At 45.7% G+C, this 24,785-nt stretch carries 25 protein-coding genes; 8 read left to right on the top strand and 17 right to left on the bottom strand.

The features are described 5' to 3' along the window. Positions 1-438 (top strand): dihydrofolate reductase family protein (locus tag JGK36_RS23705; protein WP_293185501.1); only part of this gene is annotated, 438 nt, incomplete at its 5' end. A gap of 117 nt (positions 439-555) precedes the next feature. Next, positions 556-1,752, top strand: a complete 1,197-nt coding sequence (locus tag JGK36_RS23700; protein WP_293198175.1) for a GNAT family N-acetyltransferase — start codon at positions 556-558, stop codon at positions 1,750-1,752. Between the two features lie 26 nt (positions 1,753-1,778). On the opposite strand, the gene JGK36_RS23695 is transcribed toward JGK36_RS23700, so the two are convergent. From JGK36_RS23695 to JGK36_RS23685, 3 genes are all read right to left on the bottom strand, one after another. Further along, positions 1,779-1,979 (bottom strand): hypothetical protein, encoded by a 201-nt coding sequence (locus tag JGK36_RS23695; protein ID WP_293185499.1) that lies wholly within the window; start codon positions 1,977-1,979, stop codon positions 1,779-1,781. Between the two features lie 152 nt (positions 1,980-2,131). After that, positions 2,132-2,713, bottom strand: a complete 582-nt coding sequence (locus JGK36_RS23690) for a hypothetical protein (protein ID WP_293189237.1) — start codon at positions 2,711-2,713, stop codon at positions 2,132-2,134. 171 nt (positions 2,714-2,884) lie between these two features. Then, complete coding sequence (locus JGK36_RS23685) at positions 2,885-4,249, bottom strand: ATP-binding protein (RefSeq protein WP_293185496.1); 1,365 nt, start codon at positions 4,247-4,249, stop codon at positions 2,885-2,887. Between the two features lie 49 nt (positions 4,250-4,298). Here JGK36_RS23685 and JGK36_RS23680 point away from each other — a divergent pair, with 49 nt between their 5' ends. The 3 genes from JGK36_RS23680 (at position 4,299) to ftsH4 (ending at position 7,568) form a co-directional block, all read left to right on the top strand. After that, positions 4,299-4,535 carry a hypothetical protein gene (locus tag JGK36_RS23680; RefSeq protein ID WP_293185494.1) on the top strand — a complete coding sequence of 79 codons (237 nt, stop codon included), beginning with the start codon at positions 4,299-4,301 and terminating at the stop codon, positions 4,533-4,535. Further along, positions 4,532-5,377: a M48 family metalloprotease gene (locus JGK36_RS23675; protein ID WP_293198177.1), complete on the top strand. Its 846-nt coding sequence runs from the start codon at positions 4,532-4,534 to the stop codon at positions 5,375-5,377. Before JGK36_RS23680 ends, JGK36_RS23675 begins: the two co-directional genes overlap by 4 nt. Positions 5,378-5,702: 325 nt before the next feature. After that, positions 5,703-7,568 carry an ATP-dependent zinc metalloprotease FtsH4 gene (ftsH4, locus tag JGK36_RS23670; protein WP_293185492.1) on the top strand — a complete coding sequence of 622 codons (1,866 nt, stop codon included), beginning with the start codon at positions 5,703-5,705 and terminating at the stop codon, positions 7,566-7,568. A 212-nt stretch (positions 7,569-7,780) separates the two neighbouring features. Here the strand turns inward: ftsH4 and JGK36_RS23665 are convergent, their stop codons facing one another. After that, positions 7,781-8,434: a Uma2 family endonuclease gene (locus tag JGK36_RS23665; RefSeq protein ID WP_293185491.1), complete on the bottom strand. Its 654-nt coding sequence runs from the start codon at positions 8,432-8,434 to the stop codon at positions 7,781-7,783. A 110-nt stretch (positions 8,435-8,544) separates the two neighbouring features. Beyond that, positions 8,545-9,921: an NB-ARC domain-containing protein gene (locus tag JGK36_RS23660; RefSeq protein WP_293185489.1), complete on the bottom strand. Its 1,377-nt coding sequence runs from the start codon at positions 9,919-9,921 to the stop codon at positions 8,545-8,547. Between the two features lie 349 nt (positions 9,922-10,270). On the opposite strand from JGK36_RS23660, the gene JGK36_RS23655 reads away from it, so the two are divergent. Beyond that, a complete protein-coding gene (locus JGK36_RS23655) occupies positions 10,271-11,719 on the top strand; it encodes a calcium-binding protein (protein WP_293185487.1) in 1,449 nt (482 codons plus the stop codon). Positions 11,720-11,897: 178 nt separating this feature from the next. Here JGK36_RS23655 and JGK36_RS23650 read toward each other — a convergent pair whose 3' ends face one another. From JGK36_RS23650 to hemE, 10 genes are all read right to left on the bottom strand, one after another. Next, a complete protein-coding gene (locus tag JGK36_RS23650; RefSeq protein WP_293185486.1) occupies positions 11,898-12,266 on the bottom strand; it encodes a hypothetical protein in 369 nt (122 codons plus the stop codon). Between the two features lie 42 nt (positions 12,267-12,308). Continuing rightward, a complete protein-coding gene (locus JGK36_RS23645) occupies positions 12,309-12,692 on the bottom strand; it encodes a papain fold toxin domain-containing protein (protein WP_293185485.1) in 384 nt (127 codons plus the stop codon). A 231-nt stretch (positions 12,693-12,923) separates the two neighbouring features. Next, a complete protein-coding gene (locus JGK36_RS23640; RefSeq protein ID WP_293185484.1) occupies positions 12,924-13,442 on the bottom strand; it encodes a helix-turn-helix transcriptional regulator in 519 nt (172 codons plus the stop codon). Further along, positions 13,439-13,885, bottom strand: coding sequence for a hypothetical protein (locus JGK36_RS23635; protein WP_293185482.1), 447 nt, complete (start codon positions 13,883-13,885; stop codon positions 13,439-13,441). Before JGK36_RS23635 ends, JGK36_RS23640 begins: the two co-directional genes overlap by 4 nt. A 128-nt stretch (positions 13,886-14,013) precedes the next feature. Then, the gene (locus tag JGK36_RS23630; RefSeq protein ID WP_293185526.1) at positions 14,014-14,910 is read right to left on the bottom strand and encodes a M48 family metalloprotease; all 897 of its coding nucleotides are present in this window, start codon (positions 14,908-14,910) and stop codon (positions 14,014-14,016) included. Between the two features lie 438 nt (positions 14,911-15,348). After that, positions 15,349-15,783, bottom strand: a complete 435-nt coding sequence (locus tag JGK36_RS23625; RefSeq protein WP_293185481.1) for a hypothetical protein — start codon at positions 15,781-15,783, stop codon at positions 15,349-15,351. After that, positions 15,764-16,240: a Panacea domain-containing protein gene (locus JGK36_RS23620; protein WP_293185480.1), complete on the bottom strand. Its 477-nt coding sequence runs from the start codon at positions 16,238-16,240 to the stop codon at positions 15,764-15,766. Before JGK36_RS23620 ends, JGK36_RS23625 begins: the two co-directional genes overlap by 20 nt. A 529-nt stretch (positions 16,241-16,769) precedes the next feature. Continuing rightward, positions 16,770-18,368 (bottom strand): B12-binding domain-containing radical SAM protein, encoded by a 1,599-nt coding sequence (locus JGK36_RS23615; RefSeq protein ID WP_293185479.1) that lies wholly within the window; start codon positions 18,366-18,368, stop codon positions 16,770-16,772. A 390-nt stretch (positions 18,369-18,758) separates the two neighbouring features. After that, a complete protein-coding gene (locus JGK36_RS23610) occupies positions 18,759-19,721 on the bottom strand; it encodes an NAD(P)-dependent oxidoreductase (protein ID WP_293185478.1) in 963 nt (320 codons plus the stop codon). Positions 19,722-20,200: 479 nt separating this feature from the next. Further along, positions 20,201-21,265: a uroporphyrinogen decarboxylase gene (gene hemE / locus JGK36_RS23605; protein ID WP_293185477.1), complete on the bottom strand. Its 1,065-nt coding sequence runs from the start codon at positions 21,263-21,265 to the stop codon at positions 20,201-20,203. Between the two features lie 51 nt (positions 21,266-21,316). On the opposite strand from hemE, the gene JGK36_RS23600 reads away from it, so the two are divergent. Both JGK36_RS23600 and JGK36_RS23595 read left to right on the top strand, forming a co-directional pair. Next, positions 21,317-21,625 (top strand): hypothetical protein, encoded by a 309-nt coding sequence (locus JGK36_RS23600; protein ID WP_293185476.1) that lies wholly within the window; start codon positions 21,317-21,319, stop codon positions 21,623-21,625. A gap of 270 nt (positions 21,626-21,895) precedes the next feature. Next, positions 21,896-22,099, top strand: coding sequence for a hypothetical protein (locus tag JGK36_RS23595; protein WP_293185475.1), 204 nt, complete (start codon positions 21,896-21,898; stop codon positions 22,097-22,099). A 369-nt stretch (positions 22,100-22,468) separates the two neighbouring features. Here the strand turns inward: JGK36_RS23595 and JGK36_RS23590 are convergent, their stop codons facing one another. Together JGK36_RS23590 and JGK36_RS23585 are read right to left on the bottom strand one after the other, a co-directional pair. Continuing rightward, positions 22,469-23,269, bottom strand: coding sequence for a hypothetical protein (locus tag JGK36_RS23590; protein WP_293198180.1), 801 nt, complete (start codon positions 23,267-23,269; stop codon positions 22,469-22,471). A gap of 329 nt (positions 23,270-23,598) precedes the next feature. Next, positions 23,599-24,528 (bottom strand): LD-carboxypeptidase, encoded by a 930-nt coding sequence (locus tag JGK36_RS23585; RefSeq protein WP_293198195.1) that lies wholly within the window; start codon positions 24,526-24,528, stop codon positions 23,599-23,601. Between the last annotated feature and the right edge of the window lie 257 nt (positions 24,529-24,785).

The following is a 24,785-nucleotide window of genomic DNA, read 5'->3' as shown; positions in this document are numbered from 1 at the left end:
TTGTCTTGTGGAACAGGCATCTTGCCTGTTGCTGAGCACGGGCTAGAAGCCCGTTCCACAATAGATGAATTGTCTTGTGGAACAGGCATCTTGCCTGTTCTTGAAAATGGTGCAATCGGTAAGTTCGATCGCACTTTAACAACCAACACCATCGAGGGAGAAATCGATTGGATTGATGCGTTTCAGCAGCTAGAAACCCTCGGTATCAAACGTTTGGCAATTTTGGGAGGCGGAAAACTCGTCGCGTCTGTGCTCGCTGCGGGCTTGATAGACGAGCTCTGGCTGACGGTATGCCCGCTAATTTTGGGTGGCGTGGATGCACCGACACCTGTGGAGGGAAAGGGTTTTTTAGCCGATTTAGCGCCGAAATTAGAGCTTTTGACGGTTAAACAGGTGGGAGGTGAGGTGTTTTTGCATTATAGAGTTGGGGCGGGCTAGAAGCCCACCCCACAACATTTGTGGCACAGGCATCTTGCCTGTGGCGAGTAATTACACAAGCAGGGGAAATTGTATTAAGTTAAATAAAGTTCGATCGCTCTACGTTCAAATCTCCCTATGCTGAAACAGCCGAAACCTCAATATTCTGTAGCCTGGATTAGCAAACTAGCAGACATCCCGCAAGCATCCTGGGATGCCTTGGCGATGCCGCTAAAAACGCCTTTTCTCGAATGGGATTGGCTGAATAATCTCGAAACTTCCGGTAGCGCGACAGGTAAAAACGGTTGGCTACCGCATCACTTGACTGTCTGGCGAGACAAAGAGTTGATTGCTTGTGCGCCGCTTTATGTCAAAAGTCACAGTTACGGCGAATTTGTATTCGATAATCAATGGGCCGATTTAGCTCAACGTTTGGGTATTGAATACTATCCGAAATTGATGGGAATGACGCCGTTTACTCCGGCGGAAGGGTATCGTTTTTTGATTGCGCCGGGGGAAGATGAAGATGAGTTAACTGGAATAATGGTAAGTGCGATCGACCATTTTTGCGATCGGCACAATATCTCCGGTTGCAATTTCCTGTATGTCGATCCTGTCTGGCGCACAAGAATGGAACAACACGGTTTTAGCGCTTGGCTGCACCACAGCTATATTTGGCAAAATCAAAGCTATCAAAATTTTGACAACTATCTAGGCGCATTTAATGCCAACCAGCGCCGCAATATCAAGCGCGAACGCAAGGCTGTGGAAACAGCAGGTTTGTTGGTGAAAACTTTGACTGGTGATGAAATTCCCCAGGCGATGTTTGGGCAAATGTATGCTTTTTATGAGAATACTTGCGACAAGTTTGGCTGGTGGGGAAGCAAGTATTTGACGAAGCGATTTTTTGAACAGTTGCACGACAATTATCGCGATCGCGTTTTATTTGTCGCCGCCTATGATAAGGAAGACGAGAGACAGCCGATGGGAATGTCTTTTTGTCTGTATAAGGGCGATCGAATGTACGGGCGCTATTGGGGCAGTTTGCAGGAAATTGACTGCCTACACTTCGATGCTTGTTACTATACACCGATCGAATGGGCGATCGATCGGGGTATCCAAACCTTCGATCCGGGTGCGGGCGGGCGGCACAAAAAACGGCGCGGCTTTCCAGCTACGCCAAATTATAGTTTGCACCGATTTTATAACAACCGTCTGGCGCAAATTCTTAAGTCTTATATCGGTCAAATTAATGAAAGAGAACAGGAAGAAATTGATGCAGTTAATGAGGATTTACCTTTTACTAAGTTACCTCCTTTGTCACTAGCTGATTGAAAGATACGGCAGAAATTAGGTAGAAATTAGGACACGGCAAAAATCAGGACACGGCAGTGCCGTTTCCCTACAATCAATCGGGCGATGATTACAGATGTCATTGAGTTTGATGGATTATTTTGGGGTAGGGAAACGGCATCGCCGTCTCCTCTTCTGCCGTGCGATTGATGGTTATATTCGATCGCACTGAGGGCAACTTTATCATCCAATTCGGTTGATTTTACCATTACCTGAAATCAGGATACGGCAGTGCCGTTTCCCTACAATTAATCGGGCGATGGTTACATCTGTTATGGAATATTAATGATTATTTCAAGGTAGGGAAACGGCAATGCCGTCTCCTCTTTTGCCGTCAACCGTCAACCGTCAACCAGTCAACTTAATTCAAAATTACCTTGCCATCTTCCTGAATTTCCATCGATTTTGTATCAACGCCCAAGTCTGTTGTTGCGCCAAAGCTGACTTGCAACATTCCCGGCGTAGCGGTTGCTTGCGGGCGCACCAACAGCAATCCGCCGTCTGGGCGCTGGTAAGTGAAGGTGATTGGTACTTTGATGTTTTTCAGTAAAATTTCCGATTGTTCGCCCAGAGTGCGCGGTGGAGTAACACCAATGACTTGATAATTGATGACGGCATTGGTGGTATTCACGAGTTTAATTACTACCATGCCCTCCATCGGCGTAACTCGCGCACTTGGCATCGGGAATCGGGCGGGGGCATCTTGGGGTGTGGCGGGCATCCCGCTGGGCTTGGGACTCGCAGCGGGGCTGGGACTCGCAGCGGGACTCGGTTCGCTGACAGGCTTTCCAGGTGCGGGAGTGGCTGCGGGTTGGGATACGGGTTTTCCTGGTTGGGGCGGGGGGCCGCCGGCTTGTCCAAGTGTTGCGAGACTGACGAGTAAACCGCCGCAGGTGGCTGCTAGCAAGCTGATTTTTTTGAACGGTAGATTGTGGCGAAACATAAATAACTCCTCACGAGTTCGATCGAGATTTCCAACAAAGTTTATGTTAATCTATGCCCGAATTGAATTTTAATAGCTGGGTTTGGGCGCAAGGTAGAAAGAATCAGGGTTTGAGGGATAGATTTTTTGGATCAACCGCAGAGGGCGCAGAGGGCACAGAGGAAGAGAGGTTTAGAGGCGGATTTCTGCTGATTTGTGGGCGGGGATGGTGACGGTAACAGCGGTTCCCCGATCGACTTGGCTGTCAATCCGGATTTGGCCGCGGTGGTTTTCGACAATGGCTTTGGCTATGGCTAATCCTAAACCAGAACCGGCGGCGCTGCGGTGGGTGCGGGCGGGATCGGCGCGGTAAAATCGATCGAACAAATGCGGTAGCGCTTCCGGGGCAATCCCCATGCCGGTGTCTGTGACTTTGATTTGCAGTGCAGAATTGATCGCCGACGAATTTCTTTTGTTTTTAGCTGCCAACTGCAATTCTACTTCAATTTCCCCACCCGATGGCGTGTACTGCACGGCGTTGCTGACAAGATTGGTAAACAGTCGCGCTAGTTGATCCCAGTCGCCTAAAACTGTAAAGTTATTTTCAGTGTCGGGCGAATCGATTATTTCCAAACAGAGAGAGATTTTTTGGGTAAGGGCGATCGCCATTTGTTCTTCAATTACCTCCATCAACAAAGCATCGAGAGGAACATCAACCCACTGCTGCTGCACGATTCCGCTGTCTTGTCTGGCCAAAAATAGCAAATCGTCAACCAACCGCCCCAAACGGCGCGTCAGGCGTTCGATAACCTGTAGCTGTTGGTGTTGCTGCGGTTCGATGTCCGGTTCTGCCAAGGCTACTTGGACATTTGTTTGAATAGTGGCGATCGGATTTCTGAGTTCGTGGGAAGCATCGGCAGTAAACTGTTTAAGACGACTGTAAGATTCTCTCACAGGTGCGATCGCCAATCCCGACAGCAACCAGCCAATAGCCGCCACACAAATTAAAGTTAAACTCGCGCCCAAAATCAAATCAAAAATTAATTGTCGGATCGGTTTTGTCACTTCAAACCAAGGATGGCTGACTCGCAAATATCCCAAAACTTGGCGGCCGATTTCCACACGCTGCGTAACTTGTCTGAGAGAATAGTTTTGATCCGGCTGCAACTTATTATTAATTATCCAAACCGTTTCGCCCGTGCGGTTAGCGCGAATCGGAACATTCAGCGGTTCCGACAAAGTAGACCACAGCAACTCGCCCGTAGGACTGAACCATTCTAGATCGATGTGGTCGTCTTCTACTGCGTCGCTGCTATCTCGAAAACTCGTTTGAATATTAACTTGCAACTTAGTTTTAGCACCCTTACTCGGGGAAGTTACCGGTTCGATCGCGAGAGTTCGCTCTACTATTTCTACAACGTGATTGAGAGTGTCGTCAATGCGATCGATCAAAGTATTGCGAACGTAGAAATAGAAACCAGTGGCGAATACAAGTAACAATACAGCAGTAACGGCAGTATACCAAATAGCAAGGCGGCGGCGAGTAGTTTGAAACATGGGAAATTTGGTAATTGGTAATTGGTAATTGGGAATTGGGAATTGGTAATTGGGAATTGGGAATTGGGAATTGGTAATTGGGAATTGGGAATTGGGAATTAGTAATTGGGAATTGGTAAATTACCCGCACTCAAAACGGTTCGTAGTCAGGACTTTAGTCCTCGGAAAAATGCGGACTAAAGTCCTCACTACGAACCAATTTTCATTGTTGATACTTCAGATAGATGTGGAGGTAGCTGTCTCTCTGGTAGCGTACAGGCTAAACTTTTTAGGTAAACGCCTGTGAGTAGATTTTTATTCCGATTCGCGATCGGCTTATTAATGGCATTTTTTGGGGCTATCACCTATTTTACCAGCAGCGTACAAAATCCCGTCACTGGAGAGAAACAGCGGGTGCAGCTTTCTCCCCGCCAAGAGGTAGTTTTGGGATTGGAGGCGCGAGACAAAATGGCGGCTCAATACGGCGGGCTTTATCCGGGCCAGAGTATTCAACAATATGTCGATCGAGTAGGAGAACGAGTTGTCAACGGTTCAGAGGCGAAAAAAGCCGGTTATCCGTTTGAATTCCACCTGCTGCGAGACTCCAAAACTGTCAATGCTTTTGCTCTCCCCGGGGGACAAGTTTTCATTACCGCCGGACTGATGCGGCTGCTGAATTCAGAGGCTCAGTTGGCGGCTGTACTGGGGCACGAAAGCGGTCACGTTGTGGGGCGACACGCTGCGGAACACCTTGCAAAACAGCAGTTGGGCAGGTCTTTGGTAACGGCGGTTGGGGTGGCGACTACTGACGATCGCGGTGGCGGACAACAAGCAGCATTAATTGCTCAAGCTGTCAATCAAGTTGTCGGTTTGCGGTACGGTAGAGCAGATGAACTTGAGAGCGATCGGCTCGGTTTTCAGTTTATGACAGAAGCGGGTTACGATCCTAGAGGTATTGTTGAGGTGATGCAAATTCTCGGTTCTGCTAGGAATGGCGAAGCGCCGCCGGAGTTTTTGAGCTCTCACCCGAATCCTGAGAATCGAGTTGAAAAGTTGCAAGCTTTAATCGCGCAAAGTTTCCCTAACGGCGTTCCAGCTAATTTAGTTTCTGGACGCGAAGAGTTTGCTAAGAATGTCTCGGGCGGTTAGCCAGAATTCTAATATATCGAACCGCGAAGACACGTTCGGCGAAGCCGTTCCCGTAGGGTAGGGCGCGAAGCAAGAAAAGAGCGAGAGAATCTTAAAGGGATTCTGAAGTAAAAACCATTCATTAACTATCAACCAATAATTTATAACTATAACTTTCTGCTCTTCCTTCGTGTTCTTCGCGTCTTCGCGGTTCGTTTTTCATGCCCAATCAGTGCAGCCCGGTTAACCGACTAATCAAGTGAGGAAATCCGCTTAGCACTCCGCGCACTTTTGATGGCAAAATATATGAATAAAACAAAATTAACTAAAAGGATGACACTTATCAATGGCAATTAAAGACCAGCCCCAACCCCCTCGTTTTCGCCAAATCAGCAATATCGTGTTATTGCTATCAAGTCTGTTTTTACTGGCAAACATCTTTTTGCCCAATTTGTTAGGGCCACAAATTCCCCAAGTGCCTTACAGTTTGTTCGTCCATCAAGTCCAAGAACAAGATGTAGTCAGAGCTTCGGTAGGTCAAAATGAAATTCGTTACCAACTCAAAGGCGAAGGCGACAAACCAGGACAAGTTTTGTCAACTACGCCAATTTTTGACCTGGAACTGCCTAAACTTTTGCAAGAAAAAGGCGTTGAATTTGCGGCAACTCCGCCTTCTAAAAATGGCTGGATCGGCAGTGTTTTAAGCTGGGTCGTTCCGCCACTGATTTTTGTAGCAATATTTCAATTTTTCATGAACCGGGGCGGTGGTGGGCCACAGGGTGCGCTGTCGATCGGCAAAAGCAAGGCTAAGGTCTACGTAGAAGGCGAATCTGCGAAAATTACTTTTGCTGATGTCGCTGGAGTAGAGGAAGCTAAAACTGAATTAGTCGAAGTTGTTGAGTTCCTGAAAACTCCCGACAGATTCACGGCAATTGGCGCGCGAATTCCGAAGGGCGTGCTGTTAGTCGGGCCGCCGGGAACTGGCAAAACGCTGTTAGCAAAAGCAGTGGCTGGTGAAGCTGGCGTGCCTTTTTTCAGCATCTCCGGTTCGGAGTTTGTGGAACTGTTTGTAGGCGTCGGTTCTGCAAGAGTCCGAGATTTATTCGAGCAGGCTAAGAAACAGGCTCCTTGTATTATTTTCATTGATGAATTGGATGCGATCGGCAAATCTCGCAGCACTAACGCGGCGTTTGGCGGGAATGACGAACGCGAACAAACTCTCAATCAACTATTAACTGAAATGGATGGTTTTGCAGCGGGCAATACTACGGTAATTGTACTCGCTGCAACGAACCGCCCGGAAAGTTTGGATGCTGCTTTGTTGCGCCCCGGCCGTTTCGATCGCCAAGTTTTAGTCGATCGCCCGGACTTATCCGGCCGCGAAGCAATTTTGAACATTCACTCTCAAAAAGTGAAGTTGGGCCCGGATATTGACTTGAAGGCAGTCGCCACTCGTACCCCCGGTTTTTCGGGCGCAGACTTGGCAAATTTGGTCAATGAAGCTGCCTTGCTAGCTGCTCGTAACAAGCGCCTCACTGTCGCGCAGGAAGACTTCTATGAGGCGTTTGAGCGCGTTGTAGCTGGCTTGGAAAAGAAAAGCCGGGTGCTCAACGAAAAAGAGAAAAAGATTGTGGCTTACCACGAAGTCGGGCACGCGATGGTGGGTGCTCTGATGACTGGCGGTGGCGAAGTGGCGAAAATCTCGATCGTCCCGCGCGGTATGGCTGCATTGGGTTACACGTTGCAATTACCGACTGAAGACCGTTTCTTGTTGGATGAGTCGGAGTTGCGCGGGCAAATTGCTACACTGCTTGGCGGGCGATCGGCTGAGGAAGTCGTGTTTGGTAGCATCACTACTGGCGCTTCAAACGACTTGCAAAGGGCGACTGATTTAGCGGAACGGATGGTAACAACTTACGGTATGAGTAAGGTTTTGGGGCCTCTGGCTTACGATCGCGCTCAACAATCATTCCTAGGCGATGGCATGGGAAATGCCCGCCGTGCGGTGAGTGCTCAGACTGCTGAGGCGATCGATCAAGAAGTCAAAGAAATTGTCGAAACTGCACATCAGCAAGCTTTGGATATTCTGAAAACTAATCGGGAATTGTTGGAAACAATCACGCAGCAACTGTTGGAAACTGAAGTGGTGGAAGGTGAGGCTTTGCACAAATTACTCGCTGAAGTGAAGTCTTTAGATAAGGCTGCGGCTTGAGTTTAAAAGGGTTTCCATGGGGGCCCAGAAACCGGGTTTTTACGAGAATACTCGCTATAGGCGACAGATTCGGAAAAAACCCGGTTTCTTTGTCGGAGTGGAAGCCCAGAAACCAGGTTTTTACAAATATACTCCGCTGTAGGCGATAGATTCGGAAAAAACCCGGTTTCTTTATTGGCAGTGCGTAAGTCCTGTTTAGAGATAATTGAGTTTCAAATTGCCTCAGGATTTATCCCCATTTCTCGCAGTTTTTCAGAAAGGCGATCGGCTTTTTGCTGTGCTTGTTCCATTTGTCTCGACAACTCCACATAAGATAAAAACTTCAGTCCGTCGGGACGATAAATTTCCAAGTCTCCCGATGCAGTTTCAAAACGGATTTGCAAACGCGGACTTACCCAACCTTCCATTGATTCAATATAGTTTAGTTCTCCGTCACTTCGCAGCCAACCCATTAACTCATTATCCTCTGGATCGTAGACATAATATTCTTCGACTCCATAATTCTCGTAGAACTTAAACAGCTTAAACATTGCTGTCATGCGGTTTCCCGGGGAGATGATTTCAAACACAACTTGCGGCGCAATATTATCTTCCAGCCACTGTTGGTAGGAACCCCGATCGCCTTTGGGTCTGCCAAAAGCTACCATAATATCAGGTGCTTGGCGAGTTTTGTTATCTCCTTCGACGGGATACCAGAGCAAATCACCTGCTACAAAGACATTTTCGTTGTCTTTGAATAAAGCATCTATTCCGCCTTGAATTTTTACGATTAATTGGAACTGTTTGGTATTGTCAGACATGGGTTTTCCGTCGCTGTCTGGGTAGATGATTTCTGGCAAAGTTTGAGTAGGAATTGTTGCGGTCATGGGATAACTCCATTGCTAGCAGCATCAATTTATATTTTATATCTATTTTATACGACTTACGCATTGGGCCTAGAAACCGGGTTTTTATTGATATTGGTGCAACATCTCAGTTACAACCCTTTGATATATTGCTTCAGTACAAGTGACAAAGTGTAAAGACTTCCTTCTTTTTCGATCAAGCAGCGCCGCGATAAAGATTGGAGCGCGTTGAGTAAATCTGATGATGATATTTGTCCTTTTTCTAGCAATTTTACTAGGTTGACTGGCTGGTTTTCTGTCGCCAACAATGACATAACTTGTTTTTCTAGTTCGGAAGTGCGATCGTACTGCTGCTGTAAAACATCTTTCAAATCTTCCGGCAACAATATGGTATCATCTAGTAATAATTCTGTCGCGCCGATTCCCAACCCTTCAATCATATTCGCCACGCTTTTTAACCATAGGGGATTACCTTGGTAGCGGTGAATGAGTTCTGAGTAGTTGTCGATTTCTTCTAACCCATAATCTCTCAGGATTTCGCGTCCGGCTGCGATATCTAAACCAGCGAGTTGTAAGGTACGAATGGGAGTATTTGGGTTTTTCACTTGAGTCACTTCTCTCGGTTGTTCCCAACCGATTAGCAGAAAACAACTTTGATGGGATAATTTTTCTATCTGTTTGAATAAAGAGCGATATTCTTCGTATTTTGGTTTATACTTTCCTGCCAATTCGCCACTACAGAAAAGGTTGTGAACGTCATCCAAGACTACTAAACAGCGATGGTTTTGTAAATACTTAATTAGTGGTAAGCGTTTTTGGTTGGTTGGGGATGAATCAGGGTTTTCTGACTGGGAAAAAAGCTGTGTTAGGTTTGATTGAAATTTATCTATGGTGGAGAATTCGTCTAGTGTGTACCAAACTGCGTACTCAAACTCGTTTTTGATTTGTTGTACGAGTTTTACTGCTAGGGATGTTTTGCCGATGCCGCTGATGCCGGTGAGGGTGATGAGGCGGCAGTTTTGTTGTAGAATCCAGGTTGTGAGGGTGTTAAGAGAGGGGGTGCGATCGAAGAAATTACCCAACTCCGGCATTTCGCTTAAATCTTGATGCGAAGTTTTAGTTTGTTTTGAGTTAGCTGTTTCCTGATTTGGTGGGTGTGAGTTTGGGATATTTTGTGAGTGTCTAGCTTCTCCACACAGGTTAAAGATACCAATTCCTACAACATCCTTTGCAAAGTTTGAAACATTAGAGACTTGGAACCTCTCCATTGCCGATCGAAAATTTGTTTTATTAACATCTTCTCCCAACTCTTCTGAGAGTATCGGCCATAACTTTGAGCCAACATCCCTGACATAACTCTCGTTACAGTGAATCTCCTGGGCAATTTTGGTGTATTTCTCACCTTGGATGGTTCCTCGCAGAATTGCCTCTTGTAAGTTATCGAGGTGCTCACCCGTCTTGGCAAACACCATCTCGTCAGCCATTTGTAACACTTCATTGAGATTCATGCAGTATGGTTGATGTTGTGATTTTCCGTATTATACCTAACATTTTCCAACATTTTCTGGCATTTTCCAACATTTTTATCGTAGCGAGTTTGAATTGCCAACAAAATTGCCAACAAAATTGAGCATTTTTGGGTAGACAAAATTTAGATTAACAAAGATAATATTTATGCGAGTTGCCTCGGCTCGTGATGCTCCAATAGCAAAAAAAATTACCATCAGCGGTTTGCCGATCGCCCGATCCTCATCTTCCCTCGATAACCATTTTAAAAGAATTGAGAATTCTATAACATCTCAGTTCTAACCAAAAATTCAACCATCTTCCTGACAGCAGTTAAAAGAAAAAAAAATCATGATAGATCCTGGAAATCGGATGAGTACAGCCCTGAATGTGGGTTCCCTTGTCGGTGGAGTTTCGTTTGCAGATTCACTCAACCGTGAAACGATGGATAATGTGGATTTTTATCGAGTCACCCTCGATCGCAGTAGCCGCTTGAATGTTAGCTTATTCAAGTCTGCTACTGTAAATTTAAACATTATTCGCGACTTCAATAATAATGATATTGTTGACAGTAATGAAGCGGTTGGACAAATTACGAACTTTGGCGGTCGCGACGAGTCAATTGATGCTGAATTACCCGCAGGAACCTACTTTATTAGTGTAGGATTGTCCGAAAGTACCGCCATAGGCAGTCGTGCTACAGATTATAGTCTGACTCTGACCAATACTCCTGTTGGAACTTTAACCATCGATCCGGGAAATCAGATGAGTCAGGCACTCGACATCGGCGTTCTCAACGGGAGCCGGACGTTTTCTGAGTATGCCGGAAACTCCAGGCTCGATGCTATTGATTTCTATCGTTTCACTCTGGCTCAACCGACTGATGTCAGTCTTACTTTGTCAGGAACTACTAAGAGTATACTTGTTAACTTAATTCAGGATCGCAATAATAACAATGTTGTTGAGAGGAATGAAACGATTGCAAGTCGTGGCACGAGTACACGGAGTATATCTAGTGAGCCTGTTTCCATTAATCAAGCTTTACAACCTGGAACTTACTTCGTAGAAATAAGTGACGGAGTTGGCGATCGTGGAAGTAACTATACTTTAAACTTTTTCACACCTGGAGCCACTGCTGTTCCCTTCGGTCCAAATGGTACTTTCTTCAACCTCTCTAACGATGGCGATACCATCACGATCGATCCCGCTAAAGTCGGTAATCTTTCGGTTCGTGGTTTAGATGGCGATGATGTCATCCAAGGCTCATCATCTAACGATCTGGTGAATGGCAATGCTGGCAGCGATATTCTACTGGGAGCCGATGGTAATGATACACTTTTTGGAGGTCGCGATGCCGATCGCATCGACGGCAACGTTGGCAATGACTTGATTTCTGGAAACTTGGGAAATGACACGCTCTATGGCGGTGCAGGCAACGATCTTGTGCGCGGCGGACAGAATAACGACCTTCTGTTTGGAGGAGAAGGAAATGACCAGTTAGTTGGGGATCTTGGTAAAGATACTCTAACGGGTGACGCTGGAAACGATTTATTTATCCTGCGCGTGAATGCCCCTGGCTCTAGTGTAGCGGATGCCGATATTATTGCTGATTTTACAGCAGGTCAAGACGCGATCGTCTTGACGAACGGACTCGGATTTTCGGGAATTGCCTTAGATACTTCGGGTAGCAATACTGCCATTCGTATCGTTACCACCGGACAAATTTTAGGTATTGTTTCGGGAGTCCAACCTGCGGCTTTAAGTGCGGGTAACTTTACGACTTTACCTGGGGATTTTTAAAATAGGATTGGGCGCATAGCATCAGCCGTCAACTAGAGTTTCTAGCTGACGGCTGAAAACTTTGGGACTTGCATGAAACTTACATATGCCATATTTGCCGATCGCGCATCAAGAGCGATCGCCCTTTGTTGTTTCTGATGATCGATCGCCTAAAATGAAAGATCGATCGCCCTTTATATCAATTCCTAAAAACTTGCACTTTTTCCTCTATCTCCAATCCCCCTTCGCCTAAAGTATCAGTCGAAGAATGACGATCGATAAACTCACATAACAGCTCAAAAAACTTATCGAGTGCTTTACTTTCATCCTCAGAATAAAACAGAATGACGTTAGCCCAAGATTGGCTAGTCTGCACATTGAATTTTTTTCGTATCCACTCAGGAAACTGCATAAAATCGCTATCTTGTTTAGTTGGCTGTTCTCCCAACTCATATTTAGCAATGCTGTAACCCGATAAAAAAGCCTGAAGACAAATAATTGAATGTCGTCCCAAGTACATTGAAGGAGCTTTTTTTATTTTCTCAATCAGCGTATATAAATCGTGCATTTTTTACCTCAATATTTTTCAAATAACTGCAAGTTTTGCAGCTCAAAATTCCTCTTCTATAACCTTAAAACTTCCCATGCCCAGTTCCAGAGTAGGAGATGTTAAATTTTGCAGCCATTCCTGCCGATTCACACCACTACAATCTATATTATCAAAAACAATTTCCTGTTCGTCGATCGTAATTGATATCCCTTGATGGTAGCCATTAGTAGCAATTTGCTGCTGTCGTCGTAAATCATAAATCACTGACCAAGGTAGGTCTTGCCTTTCTAAATCCAGTTTAATCTGTTTACCATGTAGGTTTCTGACCGTCAAGAACTCTTTGATAGCCTGACTGCATTCAACACATTGAAAAACCCCATAACGACTGGCAATTTTAGCGATATCTTCTCGAATTTCATCTAAACTACTCTGATCTAAACTCAAAGTGGAAAATTTACCTCCTATCTTTATGTACAAGTATATCTCAAAATCGCGGGCATTTGGAGAAGCAATATGCAATCATATCCAATATGCGAGATCAGTTTCATTATTTCCATGTCAGACTCCAGAAACTTTGAGCAATTCTAGTTTACCTCAAAGCTGTTCACTTTTACCAGTATTTTGACCGATCGTATAGGTGCTATTGAATGGCGAAGGATCTCGCCCCTCAAATCTTTAGGCCATTTTACTTGCCTTCTCCCTTTTTCGTTTGCGCCATCTTTCCGCTGTTTCTTTAATAGCCTCTATTTCCTCAAAATCCACCTGCATCACAGCCGTTTTAAACTCCAAACCCAAAGCCAAGCTAATATCAAGAATTTCCGTCAAACTAGCATTTTGATATTTTTTTTTCTCGTATTCCTTGATCCGTTCTGGGTCAATATCCAAAATTTCTGCTAGTTCTTCCTCACTCATTTTGGCAGCCATTCGAGCTTTAATTAAAGCCTCTGACAGTTTATTGAAATTCTCAACTACAATTTCTATCGGCTCGCTCTTGTCCCACGCCATCAATCTTTCATATTCCGCTATTTCTTCATGCAATTGATCCAAATGGCACTGGATCGAACCTCTACCTGCATCCCATTTGAGAAAGTCTTTTCTTTTTGCTTCTTCATCCCGCTCCATTGCTGCTAGAGTTTTGTTGAATTTTTCTACCCATTCTTTAGAGTATTCATACTGTAATTCATTTCCGATCATGGTTCCCACCTCATTAAATCTATTGCTATAATTCCTTTCTTATTTTTGTCTCGGTCAGTCTGAAAAAATTCAAAGGAATTTTGACCGTAATTGCCTACAGGTTGGTCTGATGGAAAAATTTCCCCTCGATACTTAGCTTTTTGGGCATTTCGATCGAAATGATTAAACAATCTAGGAGCATTGACTCTCAGATTATTCATATCTACAGTTTCACGATCGTAACAAGCATCAAAATCCTTAGGTCTTTCTTCGCTGGTAACAAAACTACCATTAATATAGATAGTTCTAGCACCCGCTGCTTTTAACTGGGTCATTGCCAGTTTCAAGCCCACTATCATGTTCTCTCTTTTAAAATTCGTACCAAATCTCTCCTCAAACTCCTCCCATTCACAAAAATGAACTCCCGGTGGTAGATTGCCGTTTTCATCGAATTCTGGAATCACTTACTCACACCCGCGCCGCAAATTAGTTGTGCGAGTCGATCGTACCACAGCTATCATTATAAACAAACAAAAACCCGGCTGCTACAAATAACCGGGTTTCTCAATCTAGTTTCTTCATTTTCGATCGACTAAATCCCGCTCATGAATGCCATAACCGGAGAATTTTGCTGCTGCTGCGCGATCGTCAAAAGCCGCTGAATTCGCTCTTCGGTAGAGGGGTGAGTCCGGAAAAGCGACTGCAAACCGACCGCCGAAAGAGGATTCACAATCAACAGCGGTGACATCGCCGGATTCCCGTGCATCGGAATTTCACGGCCGACTTTTTCCAACTTTTGCAGCGCGTTGGCTAAGCCGATCGGGTTATTGGTAATTTCCACCGCACCGCTATCGGCTGCAAATTCCCGCGTCCGAGAAATCGCCAATTGAATTAAGGTTGCTGATAGCGGTGCTAAAATGATTAAAAACAGCAAACCAAACGGATTCGGGCCTTGTCTGCTGTCCCGCGTTACCGGGCCGTAAAGCGCTCCAAATGTCAGTATTCGCCCGACAAATGTAATCGCACCGGCGATCGTCCCGGCTACTGCTTGAGTGAGAGTGTCGCGGTTGCGGATGTGCGTTAGTTCGTGCGCTAAAACGCCTTCCAATTCTTCGCGGGAAAGCAGTTTGATGATGCCTTCGGTAACTGCTATTGTGGCGTGTTCCGGGTCTCTTCCCGTGGCGAATGCGTTGGGAGATTGAGTCGGAACTACAAAGATTTTCGGCACGGGAATTTCGGCTTTGGCGCTCAGCGATGCTACAATATCGTAGAGTTCGGGTGCTTCGCTGCGGGCGATCGGGCGGGCGCGGTAAGCCATTAATGCTGCGGTATCGGAGTAGTACCAAGAGCTAAAACTGCTGAAGGCGGCTAATGCTAAACCGATGTAAAGTCCTTGTTCGTTCCCGATTAAATAATAGCTTCCTAAAACGAGAAGGCCGCTGAGAAGCCCTAGTAGAGCTGCTGTCCTGATGTGATTGGTTCCTTGCATGGGGGGTTGAGGGCGATCGCGAATTTTGATATTTTTGAGCTTGTTATTAGATTTTGATAATTTGCGGGCGCGATCGTCTCTATCTGTCGAAGTAAGTTGGGCGGCCAATAGTAGTATTTACCGCCCATCATCTCGCATTCACCTGCGTTGCTCTGCGTACCCTTCAATAAGGCGAAGCGCCTACATCTGCTGTTGAAAAAGCTATGAAGTAGGGTGCCGATATGTCATATTTTTGATGAATAATGGGGGCTTTGTGAGGCGGCGCACCTGACTATTGTGTGGTGCGGCTCTATCAGATGTACAATTTTTTGGGGATTTTTGATGGAGCCGCACCCTACCGGGACTAAAAAAATCCCTGATTCACACTACAGTGAGTTAGCTAAATAAGTTTTTTATTATATGATATAACATCGATTGAATGCTAAAAATTATGAGATTTCAACTATAAAGATTGTGGTCTGGGTCTAGCCAAACAATATAAAAAATATTTTCACTAAAAAATCCATGTACCCTACCGTATTCATTAGCAGATATTTGAAACTGGTAGGGGATATTGACTAGCTCATCTTCGTTGGGAATCCCAAAACCATGAGGCTCAGTTGTATCTTGCCATGCTATGCCATGACAGCGCAGGCTTTTACTCTGATTATTGATGATTTCTTGAGAATTCAATTGTGATAAATCCCGCAGCCTTCTCAATAGAGATGCTAGATATCTAGCATCTCTGTTGGCTAGTGAAAATTTATCTTTGTCATCCTGATAGTACCTGAAAGAAAAACTCACTCCTTCTGGTATTTTTACATCTTGACGCTTGATACTAGATAAGGATTGCTGGCGGCGTATATCTGCCTTTTTAGGTTTCTTCGATGACACGGGTTTTGTAAAAGTCTTTCATTGATTCCTTAGAAATAATAGCATGAGAAGGTTCATCTTTTGGCAAGTTACCTCTCGCCTTAATCCAAGGGTCTTCGCGGCGCACCATCAATTCCAACTCGTAAGCATCGCAAAAAAAATACTCATCGGATAATTCGTCCAAAAACTCTTGTACTTCTTCGGGAAACTCGGGTTTTTCGACTTCTTTGAGAATTGGCTTAAATCCAAATTGTTCTTTGTATTCGTAAAATAAAGTCGGGATGGTCGGCCCGTGCACCCAGGCTTCAAAATCCTCATCAAAAAGCGGTATGTCTTCAAAGGCTAGATACCATGCTTGGGCGTAGTACAATAGTTTTTGGAGCTTGTGGTTGCTGAGGTAGGAGCCTACGTCATTGGCAAACCAAATGTAGTAATCTGCTAGTTGGGAGGCTGTTGTTATTGTAGTTATTGTGGTCATATAGTTTGAGTCAATAAGTTTTGGATTCTATGATATCATAATTATCTAGTATATTAAACTAGATTACCCTCTCAAGAGGCGGCAGAGCCGCAGGATATCACATTTCCAGGCTCTGCCTGGAAACGAGATTAATGCACTTATAGCAAAGAAACCGGGTTTTTACCTAATCTATCGACTGCGACGAAAGATATTCGTAAAAAACCCGGTTTCTGACTCACATTTCTAGCACGCAAAGTAGTAGGGTGCGGATACATTGACAATCTTCAAGAAAGAGCGACAATCTAATAGCGACGCACCTGTTCTTTTTAAGAGCTGATGAAAGAAACCCAATACTTGTTTTCTGAACTATTCTGTATGGTTCAGATCCATGAAATTGTCGATCGCATTTAGGGACTTTTCATAACAACACACCCTACAAATACTCACATAGCGCACAAAGAAACCGGGTTTTTACCTAATCTATCGACTGCGACGAAAGATCTTCGTAAAAAACCCGGTTTCTGATTACCCTTCCAGATAAATGTAAATCTTAAACTACTTGCACTTGTTTTTCTGCAAGGGAAGCAATCAGGGCTTTTTGCTGAGCCTGTTGAGCTTCGTCAGCTAAAAACTCGGCTAATTGTTCTTCGATTTCATCCCGCACAATTTGGCGGTATTCCAGGAAATGCTCGTTGTGGGCGCATACTGTTAAATAGTGATCCCAAACGGCAGGATTGCGTTTGATAATGCTGAACAAATGATGCCAGAACTTCCACCGAGTTGAACGCTTGACTCCTTGGCGCCAAACTACGGTTAGCAGCGCTCGCAAGTCGATCCAACTGGGGATTCTTGATGGTATATTTGCTGTAGGTGCACCTAACATCAAGAAGTGGCGGTAGGTGCGGTCTAAGTATTTCTCAGCATCGTACACGTCAGAAAATGCTTGGACATATTCCCTGGCGATGTCTTCTAGCGGCCGCGTGGGAATGAAGTTCATTAATGTAGTCTGATTCAAATTGCCGGATTTGTCGCGCAATCTGCCTTCTTTTGCTAGTCGGTGCGATAATGCAGTGTGCGGTAAAGCTTGCAACATTCCAAAGGTTGTACTGGGAATTGCTGCTGCTTCGGCGAAGTTGACGATGCGTTGGCCTGCGCCCGGTTTTTCGCCGTCGAAGCCGATGATGAATCCGGCCATGACTCGCAAACCTGATTTGGCAATTAATTCGACTGATTCTATCAGGGAGTTGCGAGTATTTTGGAATTTCTTGGTCATTTGCAAGCTTTCTTCGTCGGGAGTTTCAATTCCGAGGAATACTGCGTTGAAATGACATTTCACCATCATGTCCATCAATTCTTGGTCTTGGGCTAAGTCGATGGATGCTTCTGTGTTGAAGTTGAAGGGGAATTTGTGTTCTATTTGCCAGACTTCTAAGTCTTTTAGCAATAGTTTGACACTGCGTTTGTTGCCGATAAAGTTGTCGTCTACCATGAAGACGCCGCGCCGCCAACCTAGGTTGTAGAGACAGTCTAGTTCTGCTATTAATTGTTGGGGTTCTTTGGTGCGGGGTTTGCGCCCGTAGAGGACGATGATGTCGCAGAATTCGCACTGGAAGGGACAGCCTCGGGAAAATTGAATCGACATTGAGTCGTAGCTGTCTAATTCCAGCAGGTCGAAGCGGGGAACAGGGGTTGTGGTAACATCGGGTTTTACGCCGTCCGATCGATAAATTCCACTTTTTTCACCGCGCGCGATGGCTTCGACGAACATCGGTAGGGTGATTTCGCCTTCGTCGAGAATCAGGTAATCGATGCCGGCTGCTTGGGGCTCTTCGGGTACGGAAGTTGGGTAGGGGCCGCCACAAGCTACGGATTTACCGCGCCGTTTGGCTTCGCGGATGATGTCTAACAAGTCTTCTTTTTGGACAATCATCGCCGACAGAATAACGAGCTCTGCCCATTCCCATTCTGCTTCGGTGATTTGTCGGATGTTACGATCGACTAACTTGAATTCCCATTCTTGGGGTAGAATGGCTGCTACTGTGACCAAACCCAGCGGTGGAAGCAGCACTTTGCGATCGACTAATTCTAGGATTTTCTCATAAGACCAGAATGTTTTCGGGAACAGGGGGTAAACTAGAAGCACTCGCATAGTATGTTAAACCTCACATCACTAAAAGACTTGCGATCTGGCTGGCGTTTGAGAGTTCGATCGACTCTCAATATTTAATGTTAAGGCTAAAATTACGATCTTGCCCGCGATCGACTATCTAGAAAGGGGCGACACCCCCTAACACAAAGATAATGGGCGCAATTTTTAGCTTGCAGTTCCCTGTTATAGTTGGCAAATGTTGATATCTTATCGTATCTCACCATTGATTGACGATAATCGCTTCAAAAGTGCCCGAATCAGGCAAAAAAGAATTTGAAATAGTAGAGTTGAATAGGATAAAGAATTAGGGACGGGCTAGAAGCCCATCCCACAAGAAAGATTGTGGGATGGGCTTCTAGCCTGTCCGATTATTGGTGCGGAGTGTACGGACTACTTTGTATTTTTATCTGGAATCCCGCTAGTTCTTAACATATCAGCAACTGTGCCGCAGTAACTCGGCAATCCAATGCTTTCGGGATTGACCAGATTTTGATAGGTAAAATGGCGGTAGCTGATACAAAATCTATCCCAAGCAGCCATCTGAATTCGGAACAACCAAATAAAAAAATCGGCAAGCCAAGGTGACAGAGTAATCCGAAAAAATATTTTTGTATGCAAATACTTGCAAGCTTGTTCGACAACTTCGTTCGCGGTAATCGCCGGATTTCCGAGTACAAAATGTCGCGGTTCCTCGGAATCGGACGGATGTTCGACTAAGTAATTAACTACTGTGGCAATGTCTGCACCGTGGATGAAGTGAAAACTGCCATCTGCTTTCAGCCAGCGAATCAAACCAATCCATTTGGCGACAAGCGGCAAACCGGATGATAGGTGAGAAACTGGTTTTTCTGCGTCTCCTCCTAATACTAAGGTTGGGTAAAGTGCGGTAATTGGAGGCACATTTGTTAACGTAGATAATTGCGTCATGCAATCGTATTTGGAACGAACATAATCTGTTCCTAGTTCTCCGGCTTCTTTGAGCAAGTTGTTATCTCTACCGAGAATACTGGCGGTTGAAAAGTATATTACTTGTTCGCAAGTCTGGGGCGAAAGTAGTTGAATGAGGCGCAGAGTTTTGGTGACGTTGACATCAAAAACTTCTTGGGTTCCTCCCCAAGCTGTGGCTGCTAAAATTGCTACGTCTATTGTTTGCAGCAGTTCGGAATGGCGATCGATATCTTTCATGTCGCCTTGTATGATATTGATGCCCGATCGCGCTTTCCAGTCAAATTTTAGCTTATCGGGGTTGCGAACTAATAGGTAGAGTTCGTGGTTTGTCTGTTGAATCAAGGTTTCGGCCATGTAGTGACCGATACAGCCACTTGCACCCGTTATGAAAATTTTTTTTGTCATTTGCAGAAGGGGAAGGGGGGGAGGTGGGGAGAGAGGGAGAGGGGGAGAGGGGGAGTTATTGGTTTGAATTTGAGGCTTTAGTCGGCCATAGATTTGGGTGACAGTTGAGGTTTGATCCCCCTAAATCCCCCTTAATAAGGGGGACTTTGAGAATACTTGTCCCGTCTTAAAAACCGAGGTTTTGAATGCTCTTGTCCCCCCCTTCTTAAGGGGGGTTAGGGGGGATCTCCGGGTTCTATTCGTTACCAGTAGTTAACAGGGATTTTCGGTGGGGTGGGGGCGGGTTTATTTCACCTGTTTGCAACTTTTAAGGTTGTTGGTGAACCCGCCCCTACGGGTTTTTGGGGTTTGAATTCCTGTCAAATTTAAGTAGTGGGGGCGGGTTTATTTCACCTGTTTGCAACTTTTAAGGTTGTTGGTGAACCCGCCCCTACGGATTTTGGAGAATGAGGTTTTTGGGGTTTGAATTCCTGTCAAATTTAAGCGGTAACTGCGAGCAATTTGTCGGCTTGTTTGGCGGTTTCAAAGAAGAAACGCACGTTATCTTCGGGGGTTCCCGGCAATACGCCGTGTCCTAAATTGAGGATGTGTCCGCGATCGCCCGCTTTGCGAATTGTATCAAGAATTCGATCGCGAATAAACGGTTGAGAACCAAACAATACGCCGGGATCGAGATTTCCCTGAACGTTCATGTTGGGGCCCAAACGCTTGCGCGCGTCGGCCATATCAACCGTCCAATCGACGCTGACGATATCTGCGCCGGATGTAGCCATGCGTTCGAGAAGGCCGCCGCTACCTGTGACTAATAGGATTAGCGGTGTGTCGGGATGGGTTTTTTTGACTTGCTCGAATACTTGTTTTTGGTATGGTAGAGCGAAGGTGTCGTAATCCTGCGGGGACAGTTGGCCGGCCCAGGAGTCGAACATTTGCACTACTTGGGCGCCGCAGTCGATTTGATAGCGCACGTAAACTGCGATCGCATCTGCAAATTTCGACAGCAACTGATGCAGTAAAGTTGGATCGGAAAATGCCATGTTTTTGATAATCGCATAATCCTTAGAACCTTTGCCCTCAACGGCGTAGGCTGCTAAAGTCCAGGGCGCGCCGACAAAACCGAGCACGGTGGATTTGTTGCCGACTTCCGCGCGCAGGGATTTGAGGATAGTTTTGATAAAAGGCAAACTTTCTTCCGGGTTCAGCGGTTGCAGGTTGTCGATTTGCTGCTGAGTGCGGATGGGTGCGTGGATAATCGGGCCTTTACCTTCGGCGATGTCCATGTCGATGCCCAAACCGGGCATTGGGGTGACGATATCGGAAAATAAAATTACGCCGTCGGGTTGAAACGCGCGCCACGGCTGAAGCGAAACTTCGATCGCAACTTCGGGAATTTCGGAACGTTCGCGAAAGGAGGGATACTTTTCTCGCAAATCTCGATAGGCTTTCATGTAGCGACCGGCTTGGCGCATCATCCACACGGGCGGGCGGTCTAGGGTTTCGCCGCGGGCTGCCCGCAACAGCAAGGGAACTTCATTTAATGATGACATCTTAACTTTTCTCGAATTTAGATCTTTTAATGTCTTTGGTAGCTTACCACTGTGCGATCGTCCTTTTCGATCGAAAATTCGGCGATCGGCCCGCAGCAGCTATTGTCTGATGTCTGTATGTGTATTCGGACTGACGCGGGGCTCAGAAACCGGGTTTTTGGCGATAATTCTTCGTCGCAGTCGGCAGATTCGCAAAAAAACCCGGTTTCTTTGGGTTTGATGGGTAAATTCCCTACTATCTATCATTGCGAGGCACTATCTGTCATTGCGAGGAACGTTAGCGAAGCGATCTCTTATGAAAGCAATCTCCGCATCTATTTTTTCAGCGCTTCTGTTTTCTGGACTGAATTAATTCATTAATTGGTAGAGCTTGATTTGCGATCGAACTGTGGTAGTTTGCGAGGGGTCGGGAAAATGGCTGAAAATACGCTGTTTCGTTCTAACCCTCGCAGCATTGCTGGGCAAGGGTTTCAGCGAGTTTTTCTGCGGGGTTGAAGGAGTTTTGACGGATAATTTTGGGAACCCTTGCAAATCTCCCCACTCGCTGGGGAAAATAATTGAATGGAAACTTGACCCAAAAAAATCAATAGGAATATAATTAAATTATACGAACTTAAAGAGTAAATAAAGATGTTTGATTGGATTGTCAAAACTGTAGTTGATGCTTCAGGGGTAACTAGCCAGCTAAAAGTAGCTGAATGGGCAAGATTGAATCAGACTAATGCTTTTGATATGGACCCCAAAAACTACCAGAGGTGCTTACATGATTTAGGTTTAGGTGGCAAGTATCATGAACTTGAATACAATGAAAACGGAAGCCTTAAATATCAATAGTATCCATTATTTTTGGAACTGAATTAATTGCCTCACAAATTTTAGCTGGTAACCAGCAACTGATTCAGGAATAAAAAATTACATCTAAAATACCAAGATTTGTAGGGGCGGGTTCACCCAAATCTACAATGAAATCGACGGACTCAAAAACCCGCCCCCACCCATCACTCCAAGTTAGGGCGGGTTTATAGATATTGTCGATTTGAGTTACAAATCAGGGTGAACCCGCCCCTACAATTCCTCGGAAAAGATGATTTTTTCGGGCTTATCTAGTTGGGTGGGGGCGGGTTTATAGATATTGTTGATTTGAGTTACAAATCAGGGTGAACCCGCCCCTACAATTCCTCGGAAAAGATGATTTTTTCGGGCTTACCTAGTCACACAGACTCCGCCTACAGATACGCGACATTGCTCGGGACGATCGAACCTGCTATTATCATTAGATCGATCGAATCTACCATCATCCGCCCTCGCCGAATCTAAATCCCTAGTCCGCGAATTGTAATAATAATCGCCCGCCGGAACAGCCCTAGTCGGTACAGCGCAATAAGTCCCGTCTCTCCCGGTATCGTCAAATCTTACTCTTACCATAGTACGTCTGAGGCGACAGTCGATCGGATTTAAGCCAAAATCATCACGCAAAATCCGTTCTCCATCGTAGCTGCTGCTGTTACGGCCCCTATCGCTTCTGTCATCCCATCTATTATTACTAGCACGTCTGTCGCCGCCATCAATTCCCGCAACTTCCACCGTGTAGCTACCGCCCCTCGCAGCATCTTTCGCTAACACCAAAAGCTTGTAATCGCCACTGCGGGGAATCACATAATTAAAAGAACGGTCTTGGGTAAAAGCGACTTGCTTGTTGTTCCCGTAAAATAGTACCATAACGGGAGTAAAACCGCGACTTCTATCCGTATCTAAAAACACTTGAATGTTATCGCCTTCCCGCGCAGTGAAAGTATATTCTTGACCGCGCAATTCTTCCGTCGGAGTTCCGGGCGTCCACATATTTCGGAAACGGTAAATCGGGGAAGTGCGGCGGATTACTCCATCTATGCGATCGTTATTTTGTATCGATTCGGCAACCGCACTTGACGGAATCGCCGTAAGTGCCAATCCGGTAACTAGGACTGCGGCAGCAATACTGTTTAACAAGTTGTGTGCTTTCATATCAACCTCTCAAAAGTTTTAAAATCTTTTTGCCTTGTTGGCGCCGACATTTGCATACACACTCTATTTTAAATCTAATTTATGCCAACCGTGTTAACCTCACCCAACTGGACTATTTAGGAATTATCGTAGGGTGCGTCAGGGCTGAGTGTTTTAATCACAGACTAATTATTTTTCCCCTGACGCACCCTACCAACTAATAATTTCTCCCTGACGCACTCTACCAACTGACTACCAACTGTACGGTGCGTCAGGGCTGAGTGTTTTAATCACAGACTAATAATTTCTCCCTGACGCACCCTACCAACTTACAGACGTTGATGCCGCATCTAAAGTTGCGATGTATCCCCACAAATCAGCAATCCCGATTCAGCATCGAGACTCGCCTCAATTCCCATCGGTAAAGCAGCGTTAACCCCTTCATGGCCAAACGGTAAATCCGAGACAATGGGAATATTTAAGTCAAAGAGCCGATCGCGCAAAACCTCTTCTATAGTAAAACTAGGACTATCCGGGCCAACCTCGCAGCGACTAAACCGTCCCAAAGCAATCCCCCGCACCCCCGCAAAAGCCCCCGCCATCCGCCACTGAGTCAACATCCGATCGACCCTGTAAGGAGCCTCCGAAACATCCTCAAATGCGAGAATAGCACCAGTCAAATCCGGTTGATAAGGGGTGGAGAGCAAATGAGTAGCCACCGTCAGATTCGCCGGAAACAACCGCCCCGTAGCCTTTCCACCGCCCCATCCCTTACCTTGCAAAGATTGTAACGGACGGCCTTCTACGCAGTCAAAAAGTCGATCGACAGACCAATCCGGTTCCGCGCCCAAAGTCGTCAGCAGCGGCCCATGAACGCCCCAAATCCCCAATTTATCGTCATTCCACAGCAAAGCCGTAATATCGGAAAAGCCGATCAACCATTTCGGCGCATGGGAATCGGGAGTAGGAAACCCGGAATTAGCCCGATCGCCCACCTTACCTTTTTCCAAAAGTCGAGTGCTACCGAAACCGCCTCGAACACACAGAATACCGCGACAATCCGGGTCACTGAGGGCATCTGCGAGCTGTCGGGCGCGGTTTTCGTCGGAACCGGCCAAGTAGCCAGCGCGATCGGCAAAACCCGGTGTTAATTCAACTCGATAGCCGCGGGATTTCCAAATTTCCAAACCGCGTTCAAAATTAGTCAATTCTCGCAGCGCGCCGCTAGGTGCGATCGCCCGCAGCAAATCTCCCGGTTGCAGCCATTTCATATTAATAATTATCTATTAAGGTACGTAGTTGCGCTTCAGCTGCGCTTCAGCGCTCAAAGGTACGTAGTTGCGCTTCAGCGCTCAAAGGTACGTAGTTGCGCTTCAGCGCTCAAAGGTACGTAGTTGCGCTTCAGCGCTCTTTTCGTAAATATAGTAATCCTATCTAAGTTTCAAGGTACGACTACCTCTCGTCTTGCTAAACTCATTTTATAGCAAGGATTTGATAATTTCCCGAGCTTGAAAATGATTTAGGATTGCTCTTTCCG

The sequence above is a fragment of the Microcoleus sp. PH2017_35_SFW_U_B genome (assembly GCF_020737865.1).
Taxonomy (GTDB): domain Bacteria; phylum Cyanobacteriota; class Cyanobacteriia; order Cyanobacteriales; family Microcoleaceae; genus Microcoleus.
This window is presented reverse-complemented; position numbering and strand designations above follow the sequence as displayed.

Coding starts and splice junctions, on each gene's coding strand:
- JGK36_RS23700 (WP_293198175.1), top strand. CDS start 556: ATGCTGAAACAGCCGAAACCTCAATATTCTGTAGCCTGGATTAGCAAA.
- JGK36_RS23695 (WP_293185499.1), bottom strand. CDS start 1,979: ATGGTAAAATCAACCGAATTGGATGATAAAGTTGCCCTCAGTGCGATC.
- JGK36_RS23690 (WP_293189237.1), bottom strand. CDS start 2,713: ATGTTTCGCCACAATCTACCGTTCAAAAAAATCAGCTTGCTAGCAGCC.
- JGK36_RS23685 (WP_293185496.1), bottom strand. CDS start 4,249: ATGTTTCAAACTACTCGCCGCCGCCTTGCTATTTGGTATACTGCCGTT.
- ftsH4 (WP_293185492.1), top strand. CDS start 5,703: ATGGCAATTAAAGACCAGCCCCAACCCCCTCGTTTTCGCCAAATCAGC.
- JGK36_RS23665 (WP_293185491.1), bottom strand. CDS start 8,434: ATGACCGCAACAATTCCTACTCAAACTTTGCCAGAAATCATCTACCCA.
- JGK36_RS23660 (WP_293185489.1), bottom strand. CDS start 9,921: ATGAATCTCAATGAAGTGTTACAAATGGCTGACGAGATGGTGTTTGCC.
- JGK36_RS23655 (WP_293185487.1), top strand. CDS start 10,271: ATGATAGATCCTGGAAATCGGATGAGTACAGCCCTGAATGTGGGTTCC.
- JGK36_RS23650 (WP_293185486.1), bottom strand. CDS start 12,266: ATGCACGATTTATATACGCTGATTGAGAAAATAAAAAAAGCTCCTTCA.
- JGK36_RS23640 (WP_293185484.1), bottom strand. CDS start 13,442: ATGATCGGAAATGAATTACAGTATGAATACTCTAAAGAATGGGTAGAA.
- JGK36_RS23630 (WP_293185526.1), bottom strand. CDS start 14,910: ATGCAAGGAACCAATCACATCAGGACAGCAGCTCTACTAGGGCTTCTC.
- JGK36_RS23620 (WP_293185480.1), bottom strand. CDS start 16,240: ATGACCACAATAACTACAATAACAACAGCCTCCCAACTAGCAGATTAC.
- JGK36_RS23615 (WP_293185479.1), bottom strand. CDS start 18,368: ATGCGAGTGCTTCTAGTTTACCCCCTGTTCCCGAAAACATTCTGGTCT.
- JGK36_RS23610 (WP_293185478.1), bottom strand. CDS start 19,721: ATGACAAAAAAAATTTTCATAACGGGTGCAAGTGGCTGTATCGGTCAC.
- hemE (WP_293185477.1), bottom strand. CDS start 21,265: ATGTCATCATTAAATGAAGTTCCCTTGCTGTTGCGGGCAGCCCGCGGC.
- JGK36_RS23595 (WP_293185475.1), top strand. CDS start 21,896: ATGTTTGATTGGATTGTCAAAACTGTAGTTGATGCTTCAGGGGTAACT.
- JGK36_RS23590 (WP_293198180.1), bottom strand. CDS start 23,269: ATGAAAGCACACAACTTGTTAAACAGTATTGCTGCCGCAGTCCTAGTT.